A 16,721-nucleotide genomic window follows, 5' to 3' on the forward strand; every position below is an offset into this window, starting at 1 on the left:
CGGCACCCGTGTGCCGGGCCGATCACCCTGAGGGTTTGAGTCGCCGATGTCCGAAAACCGCCTGTACCACTCCGTTGCCGCCAAGATCCGCGCGCTGATCGACACGGGCGAATTCCCGGTCGGCTCGCGCCTGCCGGGCGAGCGCGAGTTGGCCGAGCGCTTCGGCGTCAGTCGCGTCACCGTGCGCGAGGCCGAAATCGCGCTGGAAGCGCAGGGCCGCATCGTGATCAAGATCGGCTCGGGCGTGTACGTCAAGCCACGCCTGGCGTCGGACGAGGGCGCGTTGCCGGATGTCAGCGCGTTCGAGCTGACTGCCGCGCGCGCGGTGATCGAGGCGGAGGCGGCCGCATTGGCCGCCAGCCACATCACCGATGCGGAGCTGGATGAGTTGAACGGCATGATCCAGGCGCTGTCCGCACCGGGGCTCAGCGATGCGGCCGCTGCCGACTACGACCGCGCCTTCCACCTGGCGATCGCGCGGATTAGTGGCAACCCGGTGGTGGCGCACTGCGTGCAGCTGATCTGGCGCATGCGCAACGAATTGCCGCGCGTACGCGAGGTGTATGCGCGGGTCTGCCACGACGACGGCGCCACCCGCGTGGACGAACACACCGCCATCCTGCAGGCCCTGCAGCAACGCGACCCCATGGCGGCACGCACGGCCATGCGCAACCACTTCCAGCGTCTGTTCGAATCCATGCTGGAAGCGACCGAGAACGATGCACTGGCGGAGATCCGCCGCCGCACCCAGCAGGACCGCGCGCATTTTCTGGCGGCCACGCGCACCTGAGTGCATGTGATGGTTTGTTGGACGCGCTGCGTCGACCACCAGCGGCACTTTCGTGCCGCTGACGCTGGAGCCTCCAAAAAACACATCCACTAATCAGCTGGACGCGCCGTCTGCGCCGGTTCGGCACCACCGACACGCGGCTGATCTGAGTGTCGCGCCTGCGGTCGTCGCGGACGCTGCAGCGACAACACGCTGCAGGCGCGTCCGCCCTCAGGCAGATCGCTCTACCTGATAGGGCGTAGGCACCTGCAAGTGCAGGTCTCAGTCCGCCATCACCTTGTCCGGCGTCATCGGGGTGCTGCGGATGCGCTTGCCGGTGGCATGGAAGATCGCATTGCAGATCGCCGCCGAAACACCGACCAGGCCGATTTCGCCCACGCCTTTTGCGCCCAGGCTGCTGACGATGCGGTCGTCCTCGTCGGCGAAGATCACATCGATGTCGTGGATGTCGGCATTGGCCGAGACGTGATACATCGCAAAATCGTGATTCATGAAACGACCGAAGCGATGATCGGACTGGGTGTGTTCGTGCAGCGCCTGGCCGATGCCCCAGACCACGCCGCCGACGATCTGGCTGCGCGCGGTGATCGGGTTGAGGATGCGCCCGGCTGCAACCGCGCTGACCACGCGGGTGACGCGGACCGTGCCCAGCTCTTCATCCACCCGCACTTCCACAAACACCGCGCCGTGGGTGGCACGGGTGTACTTGCGTTGCTTGAGCACATTGGGCAGCAGCAGGAACTTGTCTTCGATCTGTTCCAGTTCTGCTGCACGCAACAATTCGGTCAAGGCAATGGTGGTGCCGGCATCGGCGCGCAAGGCCAGCGTGCCGTCGGCAAACACCACCTCGTCCAGCTTGGCCTTGCCAAAGCGCGAGTTCGGCAACGCCTGCGCCAGGCGCAGCAACCGTGCGCGCAGCTTCGCGCACACGCCATCCACCGCCGAGCCCACCGTGGTCACATGCGACGAGCCGCCTTCGATCGGTGCGACCGGCAGAGTCGAATCGCCGAGTTGGAAAGTGACCTGTTCCAGCGGCAGGCCCAGTGCTTCGGCCGCGATCATCGCCATCACCGTATAGGTGCCGGTGCCGATATCGCTGGCTGCGCTGCTCACCACCAGCCGGCCATCGGCGTGCAGCACCGCATGCGCGCGCGCAAACATCTGCATCGCATCCCATTGACCGGTGGCCATGCCCCAGCCGACCCACTCGTTGCCTTCCTTGCGTGCACGCGGCTGCAGCGGACGCTGCGCCCAGCCGAAGCGTTCGGCACCTTGCTGGTAGCACGCGCGCAGCGCCTTGGTGGAGTAGGGCTTGTCGTCGGCCGGGTTGACCTCGGCATAGTTCTTCAGGCGCAGCGCCAGCGGATCCATGCCCAGCTCATAGGACAGCTCGTCCATCGCCACTTCCAGCGCATGCACGCCGTGTGCGGCGCCGGGTGCGCGCATGTCCATCGGGCTGAACTGGTCCAGGCTCACCAGGTTGTAGCCCAGATGCACGTTGTCGCAGGCATACAGCTGCCCGCTCCAGTTGACCACCACCTCGACGTAATCCTCGATGCGCGATGTCTCGGCAATGGCCTCGTGCCAGATCGCACGCAAGCTGCCGTCGCGGTCGGCGCCGAGCTTGAGCCGCTGCAATGTCTCCGGGCGATGGCCGAAAGTGAACATCTGTTGCCGCGTCAGCACCACGCGCACCGAGCGGTCCAGCAGGATCGACGCCATCACCGCCAGCGGCAACTGATACTGCGGGCGCAGCCCGGAACCGAAGGCACCGCCCACGTACGGATTGCGCACGGTGACCTTGCGCTTGCTCAGGCCGAACACATGTGAGACATACCAGCGGCTGTTCTGCGAGCCCTGGGTCTTGTCGTAGATGGTGAAGTGGCCATCGGCATCGCGGATCACGGTGGAGGCGAACAGCTCCATCGGATTGTGGTGCTCCACGCCGCTGTAGTAGTCGGCCTGCACCTGGACAGCGGCATTGGCAAAGGCGGTGTCCGGCTCGCCCTTGTCCTTGGGCGGCGGCGAGAAACCAGCCTTCATGGCCTTGGGCTTGTGCGCGCGGTCCAGGTTGGTCATCAGGTTGGTGTCGTGCGGGTCCTGCAGCAGTTCCACCTCCACCAGGTGGGCCGCGTGGCGCGCCGCTTCAAAAGTGTCGGCCACCACCAGGGCGATTGGCTGGCCGCTGTACAGGATCTTGTTGTCGTACAGGGGCCGGAACGGCGAACCGGCCGGTGCGGTCATGTCCTTGTAGAACACATCCATGCCGCGCATATGCGGGCGGTTCTCATGGGTGACGATCTCCAGCACGCCCGGCACCGCACGCGCGGCATCAAGATGGAAGGCGACGATCTCGCCCTTGGCGATGCTGCTGTTGACCACCACACCATAGGCCAGATCCGCCACCGGCCATTCGGCGGCATAACGTGCCTGGCCGGTGACCTTGGCACGCCCGTCGATGCGGGTGACGCCGGTGCCGGTGGGGCGATAGCCGGTGCCGCTGTCGGCAACCGGCGGGATCAGGTCGTTGTCGGGTAGATCGGTGCTGCGTGCGTTCATGGCGCTTCCTCCAGCGCGCTGGTTCGCCCGCGGTTGTCGATGGTGCCCTCGCGGGCGACGTCCAGGGCACGCACGATCGCGCGGCGTGCCAGCGGCAGCTTGAAGGCATTGTTGCCTTGCGGTTGCGCACCCTGCAGCAAGGCATCGGCCAGGCTGCCGAAGCTCTCGGCCGTGGCCGGTTTGCCCACCAGCTGCGCTTCGGCGTCGGGGTTGCGCCAGGGCTTGTGCGCCACGCCGCCCAGGGCCACGCGCACCTCACGGATGCTGCCGTCCTCGGCCAGGTCCAGCGCCGCCGCCACCGACACCAGCGCGAATGCATACGACAGGCGCTCGCGGATCTTCAGGTAGGCGCTATGCGCGACGAAGCGCTGTGCATCGGGCAGGTCGATATGCACGATCAACTCGTCCGGGGCCAGGGTGCTGTCCAGCTCCGGGTGCTCGCCGGGCAGGCGGTGGAACTGCGCGAACGGGATGTCGCGCTCCCCGTTGGGGCCTTGCACGTGCACCACTGCGTCCAGCGCAGCCAGCGCGACGCACATGTCCGACGGGTGCGTGGCAATGCACTGCGCGCTGGCGCCGAGGATGGCGTTATAGGTGGTGAGCCCGCCGATCGCCGAGCAGCCGGTGCCGGGTGCGCGCTTGTTGCACGGGGTGGCGTGGTCGTAGAAGTACAGGCAGCGGGTGCGCTGCAGCAGGTTGCCGCCGTTGCTGGCCATGTTGCGGATCTGTGGCGAGGCGCCGGCCAGGATCGCCGCGCTCAGCAAGGGGTACTGCGTCTCCACGTCCGGGTGATAGGCGGTGTCGGCATTGCGTGCGAGTGCGCCCAGGCGCAGGCCGCCTTCGGGGAGCGCACTGATGCTGTCCAGCGGCAGGCGATTGATATCGACCAGGCTGCCCGGCCGCATCAATTGCAGCTTCATCAAGTCGGTGAGATTGGTGCCGCCGGCGATCAGGCGCACCGGGGCTTCGGCGGGCACCGGGTGCGGGTCGCTGCCGCGCACCGACAGGGCAGTCAGCGCCGCATCGACGCTGTCCGCGCGCGTATAGGTGAGCGGAATCATGCCGGCACCGTCCCTGGCGTCCACGGTGTGGCGGCGCTCTCGCTGCTGTCGCTGGGCTTGCCCATGACCTGCATCACCGCATCGGTGATTTGCGGGTAGGCACCGCAGCGGCACAGATTGCCGCTCATCAACTCGCGCACCTGGTCGCGGTCGTGCGCCTTGCCTTCATTGATCAGGCCCACTGCCGAGCATAACTGCCCGGGCGTGCAATAGCCGCACTGGAAGGCATCGTTCTCGATGAAGGCACGCTGCAGCGGATGCAGCTGTTCGCCCTCGGCCAGGCCTTCGACGGTGGTGATCTCGGCGCCGTCCTGCATGACCGCAAGCGTCAGGCAGCTGTTGATGCGGCGCCCATCGACCAGCACCGTGCAGGCGCCGCATTGGCCGTGGTCGCAGCCTTTCTTGGTGCCGGTGAGGTCGAGCCGGTCGCGCAATAGATCGAGCAGGCTGACCCAGGCTTCGAGCTGCAATTGGTAAGGCTGGCCATTGATGCGCAGGTTGACCGGGTAGGTCGGCGCAGCAGTGGCGGTGGCCGGCGCCAGATGCGTGGCAGTGGCGGGTGTGGCATTCATGCGAACCCCGTGGCGATGGCTGAGAGGAGGACCCTCACCTTGATGCCTGCGTGGTCAAGGTGTGGTGTAGGTGAGTGAGGTCTCTTTCACGCGTGCGTGAAGCCTGAGCGTGGTCATGCGCGGAACATGGCGGCGTTGCTGCGCATGACATCGCTTGATCGCAGGCCGGTGCCAATCGTCGGTGCGTCATCGTGGTGTCACCTGCATTGGCCAGGCTAGCCGGCCCAGCGCACAGGGGAACGCGCCGCATGAAAGCCAACGCCACCCGCGCCTGGACGCAGGTGTTCACCCAGCACGGATCGGTGCTGCGTGGCTTTTTCGTGCGTCGCGGCGCCAACGAGGATGCTGAAGACCTGGTGCAGGAAACCTATCTGCGGCTATTGCGTGCGCATCAGGATCAGGGCGAGGCGATCGCCAATCCCGAGGCGTATCTGTACACGGTGGCGCTGAACCTGGCGCGCGAGCAGGCCGCGCGACGCAAGCAGGCGCCACTGCGCATCGACGAGATGGAACAGTTTTCGCAGTTGCTGGCCGCAGGCGACGACGTGGAAGACGCCGCGCACCGGCAGCAGCGCCAGCAACGCCTGCAGGCCCTGCTGGCCACGTTGCCGGAGCGCACCTGCGCGGTATTGGTGATGCAGTACCGCGACGGGCTCAGTTACAAGCAGATCGCCGAGCGCATGGGGGTGTCTGCGCATATGGTCAAGAAGCATGTGGTGCGTGGCTTGTCGGCCTGCCGACGGGCGGTTGCCGACAGCGGGGACAGCTGGTGAGCAAGCCGGTGTTACCGAGCCGCAGCGTTGTCGGTGAAGCCGCGCACTGGCACGCGCTGCAACGCATGCAGGCGCTGGATGCGACGCAACAGGCCGGCTTTCTGCAATGGCTGACCGCATCGCCGCTGCATGTACGCGAATACATGGCGGTGCTGCGTGTGGCCGGCGATCTGGGCGATGCCATACGTGGCATGGACCTGGACGTGGATGCCCTGCTTGCTGCCGACCGGCGCAAGACTGCCGATGCCGCGCCGCCCAACGTGATCGCGCTGCCGCTGCGGTCACAAGTTCAGCCAGCACCGCAACCCGCTGCCCGGCCGCGCCGCAGCGAAGGCCAACCCAATGCACGCATGCGCAGCTGGCGCATGGGCCTGGCCGCGGCGCTGTGCGGCGTGGCGATCCTGACCGGCTGGGCCTGGCCACGCACGCAGACCTACGCCACTGCGCACGGCGAGCAGCGCAGCGTGCAGTTGGCCGACCGCAGCGTGGTGCATTTGAATGGGCAAAGCAGCCTGCGTGCCACCATGACGCCGTGGAGCCGCCACCTGCAGCTGCTGCGTGGCCAGGCCAGCTTCGTGGTCGCGCCGGATCGGCGCCCGTTGCAGGTGCATGCAGGCCATCTGCGTGTCGAGGATATCGGCACCACCTTCAATATCGCCCTGTATCAACACCAGGCACGCATCGAGGTCGCCGAGGGCCGTGTCCATGTCTGGCGCGACGCGCGCGATGGGCAGCCGATGCTCGCCGACCTGGGAGCGGGGCAGAGCGCACGGATCGATGCGGCCACCGGCAAGATCGAACTGGCCAGCGAAGAGGTGGCCGCCATGCATGCCTGGCGGCAGCGGCGCATCGTGTTCCGCGACGCGCCGCTGGCCACAGTGGCCGAAGACTTCAATCGCCTCAACCGCACGCGTTTGTCGATCGACGATGCTGCCGCCGGTGCGCTGCGGCTCACCGGTAATCTGCGCGGTGACGATCTTGCCGCGCTGCGTGCCTTCCTGGATGGCCAGCCGAACCTGCGCGTGGTCAGCGCGCCGGGGATGCTGCGCGTGAGCAGCCGGCCTGCGCCGGGAACGGCGACGCGATAGCCACGGCGCTGCACGACGCCGTAATGCGTGCAGCGCGTGCGCATGCCGCATCGCGCGCGTAGCCCACATGCATTGATCCTGCGCGCAGTGGATGGGGTTGCCGATGCCATTGCGCCGCGTGCATGCCGATGGCCGTCTGCGGCTGCGTCCACGCACATGCAAGACCTCACGTCCTCGTGCACGCAAGGCGCAGCGCGATGCAGATGCCGTGCGTCGTGCCCGCACCGTTCGGTGCCTGCGCAGATGTCACAGAAAATTCATCAAAAAACGGTGCCCGATCGTCGCTGTCGATGCTCGTAGTCCAGGTACAACGCAGCATTCCCCGCGTGGCGGGTGGTGTTGCGCATTGCTTCCTCCCCTACTGGATTTCACGATGCGCCGTACGTTGTTTCTTTCGATCGCTCTCGCCCTGCATGCCGGTACCGCTGGCGCCCAGACGGCTGCTGCCACCGTCGCGGTCGATGCGATTCCGGCCCAGCCCCTGGCGCGCGCGCTCAATGCGCTGTCGCGCCAGACCGGGCTGCAGTTTGTCTATGCCGCCGGCGTGGCCGGCAACCCGCAGACCCGCGCCACCGCGGCCGGCGTCGCACCCGAGCAGGCCCTGCAGCAATTGCTCGACGGTACCGGCCTGCGCTACCGCTATCTCGATGCGACCACGGTGACGATCGAAACCGCCGAGCCGGCGCCCGGCCTGCCGCCAGCGGCTCCGGCAACGGCCGCGGTCGCCACGGCACCGGTGCCGCGTGCAGACGCGCCGGTGCAGGAACTGGACAGCATCCAGGTGCTCGGCAGTTACGCCGGCAGCCTCAGCGCCGCGTTGCGCCAGAAACGCTACGCCGACAGCGTGGTGGATGTGATCGCCGCCGAAGACATCGGCAAGCTGCCCGCGCAGAACGTGGCCGAGGCGCTACAGCGCGTGCCGGGCGTGTCGATCGTGCGCGACCGCGGCGAAGGCGTGTACGTGCGCGTGCGCGGCCTGGGCCCGAATTTCCAGGTCACCACGCTCAACGGCCAGACCATGGCGGTCAACGAGAACGTGCGCACCTCCGGCCAGACCGGGCGGCAATTCCGCTACGACACGCTGCCGGCCGAACTGGTCTCCGGGCTGGACGTGATCAAGAGCCCCACCGCCGACCTGGACGAAGGCGCCATCGGCGGCATTGTCAACGTGCGTACATTCCGCCCGCTGGAGCTGGGCAAGACACTGACCAACGTATCGCTGGAATCCAGCCAGGCCCAGCGCACCCAGGCTAACGATCCGCGCGTCTCCGGGCTGTTCAACTGGGTCAATGCCGAGGGTACCTTCGGCATGCTGATTTCCGGCGCGTATGCGCAACGCACGCTGCGCCAGGACCGCGTCAACGAGGTGAGCTGGGACTATTACCGCAACGGCGTGCCGGGTGTGCCCGGTGCCAATTATGTGCCGACCGGCCTGCGCCCGACGCTGGAACTGGAAGAGCGCGAGCGCACCGGCGTGGCGGCCTCGCTGCAATGGAAGCCCAGCGCGGCGTGGGAGACCAACCTGGATCTGCTCTACGCCAGGCAGACCGTGCATTACGACGAATACAGCATGGGCGTGGGCTTCGACAGCCTGGCCAAGCTGAGCAATCTGCGGGTGGAAAATGGCGGTATCACCGGCTTCGATTATCGCAACGGCCAGGTGCAGATCTCGCGCGAGACCTCCGGTATCACCGACGACAACCGCAGCGCACGCCTGTCCAGCACCTGGAGCGGCGACCAGTGGACACTGGGCGCAGTGGCGTTCCACTCGCAGGCGCACAGCTACGACTCCGACCCGATCCGGCGCACCCGTCTGCGCAGCGGCACCAACCTGTCGATGCGCGTGGACATGCCGCAAGCCGACGGCGACAACGTACCGGACTGGAGCTTCACCAACGGCTTCGATCCGACCAACCCGGCCACCGTGGCAGGGCGCCGGCTGGAATGGCGCGAGATCGATGCGCGCGACAAGGAAGACGCGCTGCAGTTCGATGCCAGGCGCACACTCGACGGCAGCTTCTTTCGCGACTTCAAGGTGGGCGCCAAGTACCGCCAGCGCTCGCGCACCTACGATCGCGCCGACCTGCTGCTCAACAGCATTGCCGGGGTACGTTTCCCGGGCAGCTATTTCACCGCGTTGCCGGTGGGCGACATGCTGTCGGACGCCAACGGCAACCTGCCGCGGCAATGGCTGGCGCCGATCGAATCCGCGTTCTGGGGCAATTGGCCGACCAGCGCCGATCTGAGCAACACGCCCAACAGCGCCGACCTGCAGAATTCCTACGAGGTGCAGGAAAAGATCGCCTCGGCGTACGCGATGAGCAACTTCGCCACCCAGCTGGCGGGCCGCGAGCTGCGCGGTAATGTCGGCGCGCGCGTGGTGCGCACCGAGCAGGCCACCGATGGCCATGCCGATGTCAACGGCAGCGCACAGCCGGTGCATTTCGAGCGCAGCTATACCAATGTGCTGCCTTCGTTCAACGCGGCCTGGGATGTGCGCGAGGACATGGTGCTGCGGACTTCCGCGGCCAAGGTGATCACGCGCCCGGACCTTACCGATCTGTCGTCCAAGCTGACCTTCAATTCCAGTGGCGAACGCCTCACCGCCAGCGGCGGCAACCCAGCGCTGCAGCCCTTCGAAGCGTGGCAGTACGACCTGACCTTCGAGTGGTACATCGACGGCACCTCGGCACTGACCGGCGGTCTGTTCTACAAGGACATCTCCAGCTTCATCCAGACCCAGATGTCCAACCTGGTCTACCAAGGCCAGACCTATCTGCTGTCGTCCAAGACCAACGGCAGCAAGGCGATGGTGCAAGGCGCGGAAGTGGCGTATCAGCAGGTCTTCAGCGGCCTGCCGTCGCCGCTGGACGGCCTGGGCATGCAGCTCAACTACACCTGGACCGACAGCAAGGCGACCTATCACGACGGCACCGGCAGCTTCACCGACAGCCTGGAAGGCGTGGCCAGGAACACCTACAACGCCGTGCTGTTTTACGAGAAGGGGCCGTTGATGGCGCGCGTCAGCTACAGCTGGAGCGACGACATCCTCAACGCGGTGGGTACCGCCAATGTGGCCACGCTCAACAGCGACCGGTTCGGCAGCCTGGATGCCAATGTCGCCTACAAGGTCAACGACACGCTCTCGGTATTCGTCAACGCGATCAATCTCACCGGCGAAGTGCAGCGCCAGTTCGTTGGCGATCACTTGTTCGGCGGCTATACCGACTACGGCCGCACCTGGTCGCTGGGGTTGCGCGCGCGCTTTTGACAAGGGCTGGAGACCTGACGGGCAGTTGCCAGCGACGTGCGGTGTGCATCGGGGGCGCTGCGCTTGCGGGTGACATACCGCCATGAAGGCCTTGCGACGAGCGCAGCCGTCGTGATCGCCGATCCAGTCTGTTGGCGGCAGCCAATGCCGCCACCGGGCGCCTTGCTGCAAGGCGCCATCTGCAAGGGCCATGACTTCGGCTGTGGCGCTGTTGCCAGCGGCACATCGCCGCGTATCGCGGTGTGCAGCACCTGCATCACGTGTTGAGACCACTCATGTCATTACTGCTTCGTAGCTGTATCGGTTTTTTTGTCTTGATCGTGGCCGGCCTGGCTACGCCGGTAGCGCCTGCCGCCGCCACGTCGGAGACGCTTGAGAAAGTCGTCATCCTCAAGCGCCACGGCGTGCGTGCGGCGATGTCCAGCCCGGAGCAACTGGGTCGCTATTCCGCACGTCCCTGGCCACGCTTCGATGTGCCGGCCGGCCACCTGACCGCAAACGGTGCGCGTCTGGAGGCATTATTCGGTGCCTACTACCGCGCCCGTTACACGCCGCTGGGTCTGTTCGATGGCGATGGCTGCGCCAATGTCTACTACTGGGCCAATCGCACCCAGCGCACCATCGCCTCGGCGCGTGCGTTGGCAAGCACGCTCACCCCGGGGTGTACGAACACGGTGCACCACGTGGCCGATGACGCGTCCGATCCACTGTTTGACGGCGCGCCGGCATTGCGACAACCCGCTGCGGCGGCGTTGATGCGCGCGGCCATTGCCGGCCGCGTCGGTGGCGATGTGGTCGCCTGGAATGCGGCGCAACGCGATGCGATCGACAGCTTGCAGCAACTGTTGCTGCAATGCGCGCAGCGGCCGTGCCTGACCCAGGCCGGTGCCGGCAAGCAACGCCTGGATGCGGTGCCCGCAGGCATGGGCGCTGCCCACGACGGAATCGCCGGTGTCCAAGGCCCGGCACCGGCAGCCTCCGGCATCAGCGAAAGCCTGTTGATGGGCTGGGCCGACGGCCAGGACTTTGCCGCGTTGGGATGGCAAGGCGTGGACGAAGCCAGTCTGCTGCGCGCGTTCGCACCGCATCAGGCCGAGTTCGCGCTGCGCCTGCGTGCGCCGACGGTGGCGCGCATGGCCAGTACGCCGCTGGCGGCGCGGCTGCTGGCGACATTGCAGCAAGGCAGCGTTGCCAGTGGCAATCGCAATCCATCGCACACAACGCCGATCGGTGGCGATGCACGGCTGGTGGTGCTGTCCGGTCACGACGGCACGCTGACCTTGCTGGCCGGCATGTTCGATCTGCATTGGCAATTGCCTGGTTACCAACCCGACCAGACCGTGCCTGGCGGCGCCTTGGTCTTCGAGCGCTGGCGGCGTGCCGATGGGCAGCGGGTGATCCGCCTGCGCTACACCGCGCAGACGCTGGCGCAACTGCGCGAACGGCGCGCACTGACACTGCAGGCGCCGCCGCCGTCATCGCCGGTGTTCATTCCCGGCTGCAGCAGCGCCACCCCGGAGTACGACTGCCCGCTACCAGCCCTGGCGACATTGATCGACGCCGCGATCGACCCGCATTACCTGAGCGAATGACGCCGCGCGCGCCGGCCGCGGTCGGCGCGCGTGGTTGCATCGGCGCATCGGCGCCGTTTCCCTGGCCACCGTGCCAGCCGCTGTTTCTCATCACTGCAAGAGGCGATTTATGCTCCACCAGCGACGTACTCTCGTCAGTCTCGGAATCACTTTCGGTCTTGCCTGCGCAGGCATCGCCCAGGCGCAAACGGACGTCGGCGTACTCGACGTACTGACCTACAACGTCGCCGGCCTGCCCGAAGGCCTGTCCAGCGGAACGCCGGCCACCAACACCGCACTGCTCGCACCGAAACTGGCGCCTTACGGGCTGGTCAACGTGCAGGAAGACTTCAACTACCACGCCACGCTGTACGCCGGCGACGCGCATCCCTACCGCACTGCCACCAGTGGCGGTGCCGCGTTCGGCGACGGCCTCAACACGCTCAGCAACTATCCCTTCAACGACTTCACCCGGGTCAAGTGGAACCAGTGCAACGGCACCGACTGCCTGACCCCGAAGGGTTTCAGTTACATGCGCGTGCGCCTGGCAGACGGCGTGTTACTGGACGTCTACAACGCGCACCCCAATGCCGGGGTCGAAGCGGGCGACCTGTCCGCACGTCGCGCCAATATCGGCCAACTCTCGCAGTTCATCCAGACCTGGTCGGCCGGCAATGCGGTGCTGGTGATGATGGATTCCAATACGCGCTACACCCGCAGCGACGACAACATCCGCGAGTTGATCGCCTCCAACGGTTTGACCGATCCGTGGGTGGAGCTGATCAAGGGCGCAGCACCGGCGGCCGGCGCCGCACCGCTGTTGTGCGGCACGCCGCCCACCAATAGCTGCGAAGTGGTCGACAAGATCCTGTACCGCGATGCGCCGCAATTGACCCTGGTGGCCAACCGTTACCAGCTCGATGGCGGCGGCTTCTATGACAGCGCCGGCAAGCCGCTGTCCGACCACTACCCGCTGCATGCGCAATTCGGATGGGCCGTGGGCGACCGATTGCGCACCAGCGACCAGTTCGGTGGTCCGCATGGCGTTCCGTTCAACGATCTGGCCGGCAACCCTGGCGTGCGTCCGCTCAGTGGCGTGACCCTGCGCGGCGGTGCACGCCTGGATGGCGTCGGCGTGATCCTGGACAGCGGCAAGCTGCTCGCGCATGGCGGCAGCGGTGGGCAGGCGACCACACTGTCGCTGGGTGCCAACGAAACGCTGTCCTCGGCCACCTTCACCGTGGGCAAGTACAACGACCGCACCCGCCTGTTCTCGCTGAGCCTGCGCACCAACAAAGGCCGCAGCGTGCAGGTGGGCAGCCCGACCAGCGAGAGCTACACGCTGAGCGCTCCCAGCGGCTGGCATATCGCCGGTTTCACCGGTCGCGCGGGTGAGGAGATCGACAAGCTGGGGGTGGTGTATGCGAAGGACTAGGCGCTGACGCTGTTTTTCAGTGACAGCGGCAGGGCAGCGATGCGCGCCATGGATGGCTGCTGCACTGTAGGCTTGCCGGGCTACCAGTCACCCATATGACGGCGCCGATTCGTGCACGCGGTCTGGATGCCGCAAGCGCAGGCGTGAGCGCAACCACGCGGCGCAGGCCGCTTCATCGAGTGAGCCATCGGCCAGGCCGATGTAGAAACCGTAGAGTTCCAGATCATCGGCGGCCAAGGTCGCTCCGTTGAGCACGATGAAGGTTTCGCAAGCGACGGCGGCAGTGCGCTTGTTGCCGTCGACAAACGGATGGTTGCGGCCCAATCCGTAGGCAAGACTGGCGGCAAGCGCAGCCAGGTCCGGTGGCGGCTCGCCGTAGGACAGCAGTTGCTTTGGCCTGGCAAGTGCCGAGTCGAGCAGGGCGTCGTCGCGCACGCCGCTGCCGCCGCCGTGTTCGGCCAGTTGGCGATCGTGGATGGCCAGGACAAGTGGCCGCTCGATCCAGACGATCATGGTCGAGCCTTATTGCGCCAGCTTGTGCAGCAACGCGCGGCGGTTGCGCATCACCTGCTCGGCCACATCCATCTGCGCGGCCAGGGTCGGGTCGAACGCGGTCAGCTTGATGCCGTCGGGCGTTTCCAGTGCATAGAGTTCGTCGCCCTTGCCCAGGCGCAGGCGGGCGAGCAGTTCCTTGGGCAGGATGACGCCAGCGGAATTGCCGATGGAGGTGATCTTGAGCTTCATGGCCGACGCCTTCGTTAGTACGTAAGTTATAACTCCGTCTCCCGCCGATCACAAGCCCGTCCTGGCTGAAGCGGCTCAGCAACCTGCATGGGCCGATCTCGCCTGCTGCGACCGACAGGTGTACAAATGTACACCTTGTCCCGGCCGGCCGTTGCACTCCCATGGAATCTCTCTCCCCCAAGCGTCAGGCGGTGCTGGCTTTCCTGCAGGAACAGGCGCGTGCAGGGGTATCCCCCAGCCTGGCCGAGATTGCGCAGGCGTTCGGGTTCGCCTCGCGCAATGCCGCGCAGAAGCACGTGCAGGCGCTGGCCGAGGCCGGGTTGATCGAGCTGTTGCCCAATCAGAAGCGCGGCATCCGCATGCCGGGCGGGGCCGCGCGCGATGCCTTGCTGGCCTTGCCGGTGCTGGGCCGGGTGGCGGCCGGTGTGCCGATCGGGGCGGATATCGGCCTGGACCGGCAGTTGTGGCTGGACCGCACGCTGTTCTCCTTGCGCCCGGACTATCTGCTGCAGGTGCAAGGCGATTCGATGATCGACGACGGCATCCTGGACGGCGATCTGGTCGGCGTGCATCGCAGCAGCGAGGCGCGCGATGGGCAGATCGTGGTGGCGCGGGTGGATGGCGAAATCACCATCAAGCGGCTGGAGCGCGGTGCCGAACGCATCCGCCTGTTGCCGCGCAACCGCGCGCACGCGCCGATCGTAGTGGCGGCCGATGCCGACTTCGCGATCGAAGGACTGTACTGCGGTCTGATCCGGCAGGGTTGAGATGAGCCAGGAGCCCGCGCGCATCAGGCAGGACGGCAACGCGGCAGTCGCCTTGCCGCTGGACGCCCTGCTGGCCGCGCGCACGGTGTGGCGCGCGGGTCGTGGCACCGCCATCGCCCATGGCGGCGAATCCACCGGGCATGCGGCGCTGGATGCGCTGCTACCCGATGGCGGCTGGCCGCGGCGGGCACTGACCGAGTTGCTGCTGCCCGCGCATGGCGTGGGCGAGATCGCCCTGCTGTTGCCCACGCTGGCGCGCATGACCGGCGCCAGCAGCCGGGTGGTGCTGGTGGCGCCGCCGTTCATTCCCTATGCGCCGGCCTGGCAGGCGGGCGGGGTGGTGCTGGAACATCTGGAAGTGGTGCAGGCCGAGCCGCGCGATGCCTTGTGGGCGTTCGAGCAATGCCTGCGCAGTGGCGCATGCGCGGCAGTGCTGGGCTGGCCGCAGACCGGCGATGCACGCGCATTGCGGCGGCTGCAGGTCGCCGCCGACAGCGGCAACTGCTGCGCGTTCGCGTTGCGCGATCGCAAGCATGCGGTCAATGCATCGCCGGCGGCGTTACGGCTGGAATTCCTGCCCGAGCGCGATGCCTGGCAGGTACGCAAGTGCCGCGGCGGGCAGGTCCCGTCGCAGCCGTTGCGGCTGGCGCATTGAGGCGCGCGCATGTTGTGGGCCTGCATCTTGCTGCCGCAGCTGGCGCTGGACGCCGTCCTCCGGCGTCTGGAAGAGCCGGACGCACCGCTGGCGTTGGTGGAAGGCCCGGCGCAGTTGCGCAGCCTGCACTCGGTCAATGCAGCGGCGTCCGCCGCCGGCCTGAAAGCCGGCATGCGGCTGTCGGCGGCGCATGCGCTGATGTCCCATGTACGCATCATTGATTACGAGGCCCAGGCTGAGGCGCGCACGCAGCGGTTTCTTGCGGCGTGGGCGTACCGGCACAGTTCGTTGGTGAGCCAGCAATGGTCGCGTGCCATCGTGCTGGAGGCCGGTGCCAGTTTTCGGTTGTTCGGTCCATGGCCGCGTTTCGAGCGCCGCCTGCGCGATGAACTGCAGGCCTTGGGCTTCCGGCACCGGCTCGCACTGGCACCTACGCCGCGCGCCGCGCGCGTGCTGGCCGGTCTGCGCGATGGCATGGTGGTGACGCAGTTGCCGGCCTTGCACGCCACGCTGGACAAGGTGCCGGTACGCCGCGCCGCGTTGCCGGGCGATGCCGGCGAGCGCCTGCAACACATGGGCGTGCGCACGCTGGCGGCGGTGCGCGCGTTGCCGCGCGATGGGCTGCGCCGGCGGTTCGGCGCGGGCCTGCTCGAGCATCTGGACCGCCTCTACGGCCAGGTCGACGACCCCCTGGAGTGCTACGCGCCACCGGACCACTTCGACCAGCGTGTGGAACTCGGCTACGAGGTGGAAATGCATCCGGCGCTGCTGTTCCCGCTGCGGCGCCTGATCGGCGACCTGTGCACCTACCTGTCCATCCGCGACGGCGGCGTGCAACGGTTCCTGCTGCGGCTGGAACACGAGGAAGGCGCCACCGATGTCGAGATCGGCTTGCTGACGCCGGAGCGCGCGCCGACGCTGTTGTTCGAGCTTGCGCGTAACCGGCTGGAGCGGGTGGAGATTCCACGCCCGGTAGTGGCGATGCGCCTGCTGGCGCGGCAGCTGCCACCGTTCGTGCCGGCCATGCGCGATCTGTTCGATCAACGTGCGCAGCAATCGGTGGAATGGCCGCAGCTGCGCGAGCGCTTGCGCGCGCGGCTGGGCGATGAGGCGGTGTATCGCGTGCTGCCGGCCGACGACCCGCGCCCGGAACGTGCCTGGCGGCGCGCCATCGGTGATGCAGTGCGCGAAGCCCATGCACCGCCGCGTCCGCCGCGCCCGACCTGGCTGTTGCCGCAGCCGGTGCCCCTGCACGAGACGCAGCTGCGCATCATCTCCGGCCCGGAGCGGCTGGAAAGCGGCTGGTGGGACGACGACGAGGCGCGCCGCGATTACTACGTGGTGGAAACCGCACGCGGCCGGCGTGGCTGGGCGTTCGCCGCTCCTGGCCGTGTCGATGGCTGGATGCTGCACGGGTGGTTCGCATGATCGGTTG

14 protein-coding genes are annotated in these 16,721 nt (G+C 67.0%); 9 read left to right on the forward strand and 5 right to left on the reverse strand.

Annotation, left to right across the window (positions count from 1 at the left end; all coding sequences use genetic code 11):
* Positions 1 to 46: 46 nt before the first annotated feature.
* Positions 47 to 790, forward strand: coding sequence for a FadR/GntR family transcriptional regulator (locus DYQ94_RS00260; protein ID WP_104532764.1), 744 nt, complete (start codon positions 47 to 49; stop codon positions 788 to 790).
* A 261-nt stretch (positions 791 to 1,051) separates the two neighbouring features.
* Here DYQ94_RS00260 and DYQ94_RS00265 read toward each other — a convergent pair whose 3' ends face one another.
* Genes DYQ94_RS00265 through DYQ94_RS00275 form a run of 3 tightly spaced genes read right to left on the reverse strand, consistent with a single transcriptional unit; the run spans position 1,052 to position 4,982 of the window.
* Positions 1,052 to 3,349 (reverse strand): xanthine dehydrogenase family protein molybdopterin-binding subunit, encoded by a 2,298-nt coding sequence (locus DYQ94_RS00265; RefSeq protein ID WP_160955124.1) that lies wholly within the window; start codon positions 3,347 to 3,349, stop codon positions 1,052 to 1,054.
* On the reverse strand, positions 3,346 to 4,434 hold the full coding sequence (locus DYQ94_RS00270) for an FAD binding domain-containing protein (RefSeq protein WP_024938640.1): 1,089 nt from the start codon (positions 4,432 to 4,434) through the stop codon (positions 3,346 to 3,348). The genes DYQ94_RS00265 and DYQ94_RS00270 overlap by 4 nt, the downstream gene beginning before the upstream one ends.
* Positions 4,407 to 4,982, reverse strand: a complete 576-nt coding sequence (locus DYQ94_RS00275) for a (2Fe-2S)-binding protein (RefSeq protein ID WP_024938641.1) — start codon at positions 4,980 to 4,982, stop codon at positions 4,407 to 4,409. The genes DYQ94_RS00270 and DYQ94_RS00275 overlap by 28 nt, the downstream gene beginning before the upstream one ends.
* A 248-nt stretch (positions 4,983 to 5,230) precedes the next feature.
* On the opposite strand from DYQ94_RS00275, the gene DYQ94_RS00280 reads away from it, so the two are divergent.
* From DYQ94_RS00280 to DYQ94_RS00300, 5 genes are all read left to right on the forward strand, one after another.
* Positions 5,231 to 5,755, forward strand: a complete 525-nt coding sequence (locus DYQ94_RS00280; protein WP_024938642.1) for an RNA polymerase sigma factor — start codon at positions 5,231 to 5,233, stop codon at positions 5,753 to 5,755.
* Between the two features lie 65 nt (positions 5,756 to 5,820).
* Complete coding sequence (locus DYQ94_RS00285; protein WP_237474998.1) at positions 5,821 to 6,843, forward strand: FecR family protein; 1,023 nt, start codon at positions 5,821 to 5,823, stop codon at positions 6,841 to 6,843.
* A 373-nt stretch (positions 6,844 to 7,216) separates the two neighbouring features.
* On the forward strand, positions 7,217 to 10,114 hold the full coding sequence (locus DYQ94_RS00290; RefSeq protein ID WP_065031905.1) for a TonB-dependent receptor: 2,898 nt from the start codon (positions 7,217 to 7,219) through the stop codon (positions 10,112 to 10,114).
* A gap of 275 nt (positions 10,115 to 10,389) precedes the next feature.
* The gene (locus tag DYQ94_RS00295) at positions 10,390 to 11,706 is read left to right on the forward strand and encodes a histidine-type phosphatase (RefSeq protein ID WP_160955126.1); all 1,317 of its coding nucleotides are present in this window, start codon (positions 10,390 to 10,392) and stop codon (positions 11,704 to 11,706) included.
* Between the two features lie 109 nt (positions 11,707 to 11,815).
* Positions 11,816 to 13,120, forward strand: coding sequence for a jacalin-like lectin (locus DYQ94_RS00300; protein WP_126967026.1), 1,305 nt, complete (start codon positions 11,816 to 11,818; stop codon positions 13,118 to 13,120).
* An 87-nt stretch (positions 13,121 to 13,207) separates the two neighbouring features.
* Here the strand turns inward: DYQ94_RS00300 and DYQ94_RS00305 are convergent, their stop codons facing one another.
* Together DYQ94_RS00305 and DYQ94_RS00310 are read right to left on the reverse strand one after the other, a co-directional pair.
* Positions 13,208 to 13,633: a type II toxin-antitoxin system death-on-curing family toxin gene (locus tag DYQ94_RS00305; protein WP_104568814.1), complete on the reverse strand. Its 426-nt coding sequence runs from the start codon at positions 13,631 to 13,633 to the stop codon at positions 13,208 to 13,210.
* Positions 13,634 to 13,642: 9 nt separating this feature from the next.
* The gene (locus DYQ94_RS00310) at positions 13,643 to 13,864 is read right to left on the reverse strand and encodes an AbrB/MazE/SpoVT family DNA-binding domain-containing protein (RefSeq protein WP_016903820.1); all 222 of its coding nucleotides are present in this window, start codon (positions 13,862 to 13,864) and stop codon (positions 13,643 to 13,645) included.
* Between the two features lie 161 nt (positions 13,865 to 14,025).
* Here DYQ94_RS00310 and lexA point away from each other — a divergent pair, with 161 nt between their 5' ends.
* From lexA to DYQ94_RS00325, 3 genes are read left to right on the forward strand one after another with little or no spacing between them, the layout of a single operon-like run.
* Positions 14,026 to 14,631 (forward strand): transcriptional repressor LexA, encoded by a 606-nt coding sequence (lexA, locus tag DYQ94_RS00315; protein ID WP_046341994.1) that lies wholly within the window; start codon positions 14,026 to 14,028, stop codon positions 14,629 to 14,631.
* Position 14,632: 1 nt separating this feature from the next.
* Positions 14,633 to 15,286 carry a translesion DNA synthesis-associated protein ImuA gene (imuA, locus tag DYQ94_RS00320; protein ID WP_024938648.1) on the forward strand — a complete coding sequence of 218 codons (654 nt, stop codon included), beginning with the start codon at positions 14,633 to 14,635 and terminating at the stop codon, positions 15,284 to 15,286.
* Positions 15,287 to 15,295: 9 nt separating this feature from the next.
* Positions 15,296 to 16,714: a Y-family DNA polymerase gene (locus DYQ94_RS00325; RefSeq protein ID WP_126967025.1), complete on the forward strand. Its 1,419-nt coding sequence runs from the start codon at positions 15,296 to 15,298 to the stop codon at positions 16,712 to 16,714.
* Positions 16,715 to 16,721: the final 7 nt, after the last annotated feature.

Source organism: Xanthomonas sp. LMG 8993 (assembly GCF_009835065.2).
Classification (GTDB): Bacteria; Pseudomonadota; Gammaproteobacteria; order Xanthomonadales; family Xanthomonadaceae; genus Xanthomonas; species Xanthomonas arboricola.

What these genes read in the sequence shown, in the direction of transcription:
- lexA (WP_046341994.1), top strand. Translation starts at nt 14,026, where the DNA reads ATGGAATCTCTCTCCCCCAAGCGTCAGGCGGTGCTGGCTTTCCTGCAG.
- DYQ94_RS00300 (WP_126967026.1), top strand. Translation starts at nt 11,816, where the DNA reads ATGCTCCACCAGCGACGTACTCTCGTCAGTCTCGGAATCACTTTCGGT.
- DYQ94_RS00325 (WP_126967025.1), top strand. Translation starts at nt 15,296, where the DNA reads ATGTTGTGGGCCTGCATCTTGCTGCCGCAGCTGGCGCTGGACGCCGTC.
- DYQ94_RS00275 (WP_024938641.1), bottom strand. Translation starts at nt 4,982, where the DNA reads ATGAATGCCACACCCGCCACTGCCACGCATCTGGCGCCGGCCACCGCC.
- imuA (WP_024938648.1), top strand. Translation starts at nt 14,633, where the DNA reads ATGAGCCAGGAGCCCGCGCGCATCAGGCAGGACGGCAACGCGGCAGTC.
- DYQ94_RS00285 (WP_237474998.1), top strand. Translation starts at nt 5,821, where the DNA reads ATGCAGGCGCTGGATGCGACGCAACAGGCCGGCTTTCTGCAATGGCTG.
- DYQ94_RS00265 (WP_160955124.1), bottom strand. Translation starts at nt 3,349, where the DNA reads ATGAACGCACGCAGCACCGATCTACCCGACAACGACCTGATCCCGCCG.
- DYQ94_RS00310 (WP_016903820.1), bottom strand. Translation starts at nt 13,864, where the DNA reads ATGAAGCTCAAGATCACCTCCATCGGCAATTCCGCTGGCGTCATCCTG.
- DYQ94_RS00280 (WP_024938642.1), top strand. Translation starts at nt 5,231, where the DNA reads ATGAAAGCCAACGCCACCCGCGCCTGGACGCAGGTGTTCACCCAGCAC.
- DYQ94_RS00260 (WP_104532764.1), top strand. Translation starts at nt 47, where the DNA reads ATGTCCGAAAACCGCCTGTACCACTCCGTTGCCGCCAAGATCCGCGCG.
- DYQ94_RS00295 (WP_160955126.1), top strand. Translation starts at nt 10,390, where the DNA reads ATGTCATTACTGCTTCGTAGCTGTATCGGTTTTTTTGTCTTGATCGTG.
- DYQ94_RS00305 (WP_104568814.1), bottom strand. Translation starts at nt 13,633, where the DNA reads ATGATCGTCTGGATCGAGCGGCCACTTGTCCTGGCCATCCACGATCGC.
- DYQ94_RS00290 (WP_065031905.1), top strand. Translation starts at nt 7,217, where the DNA reads ATGCGCCGTACGTTGTTTCTTTCGATCGCTCTCGCCCTGCATGCCGGT.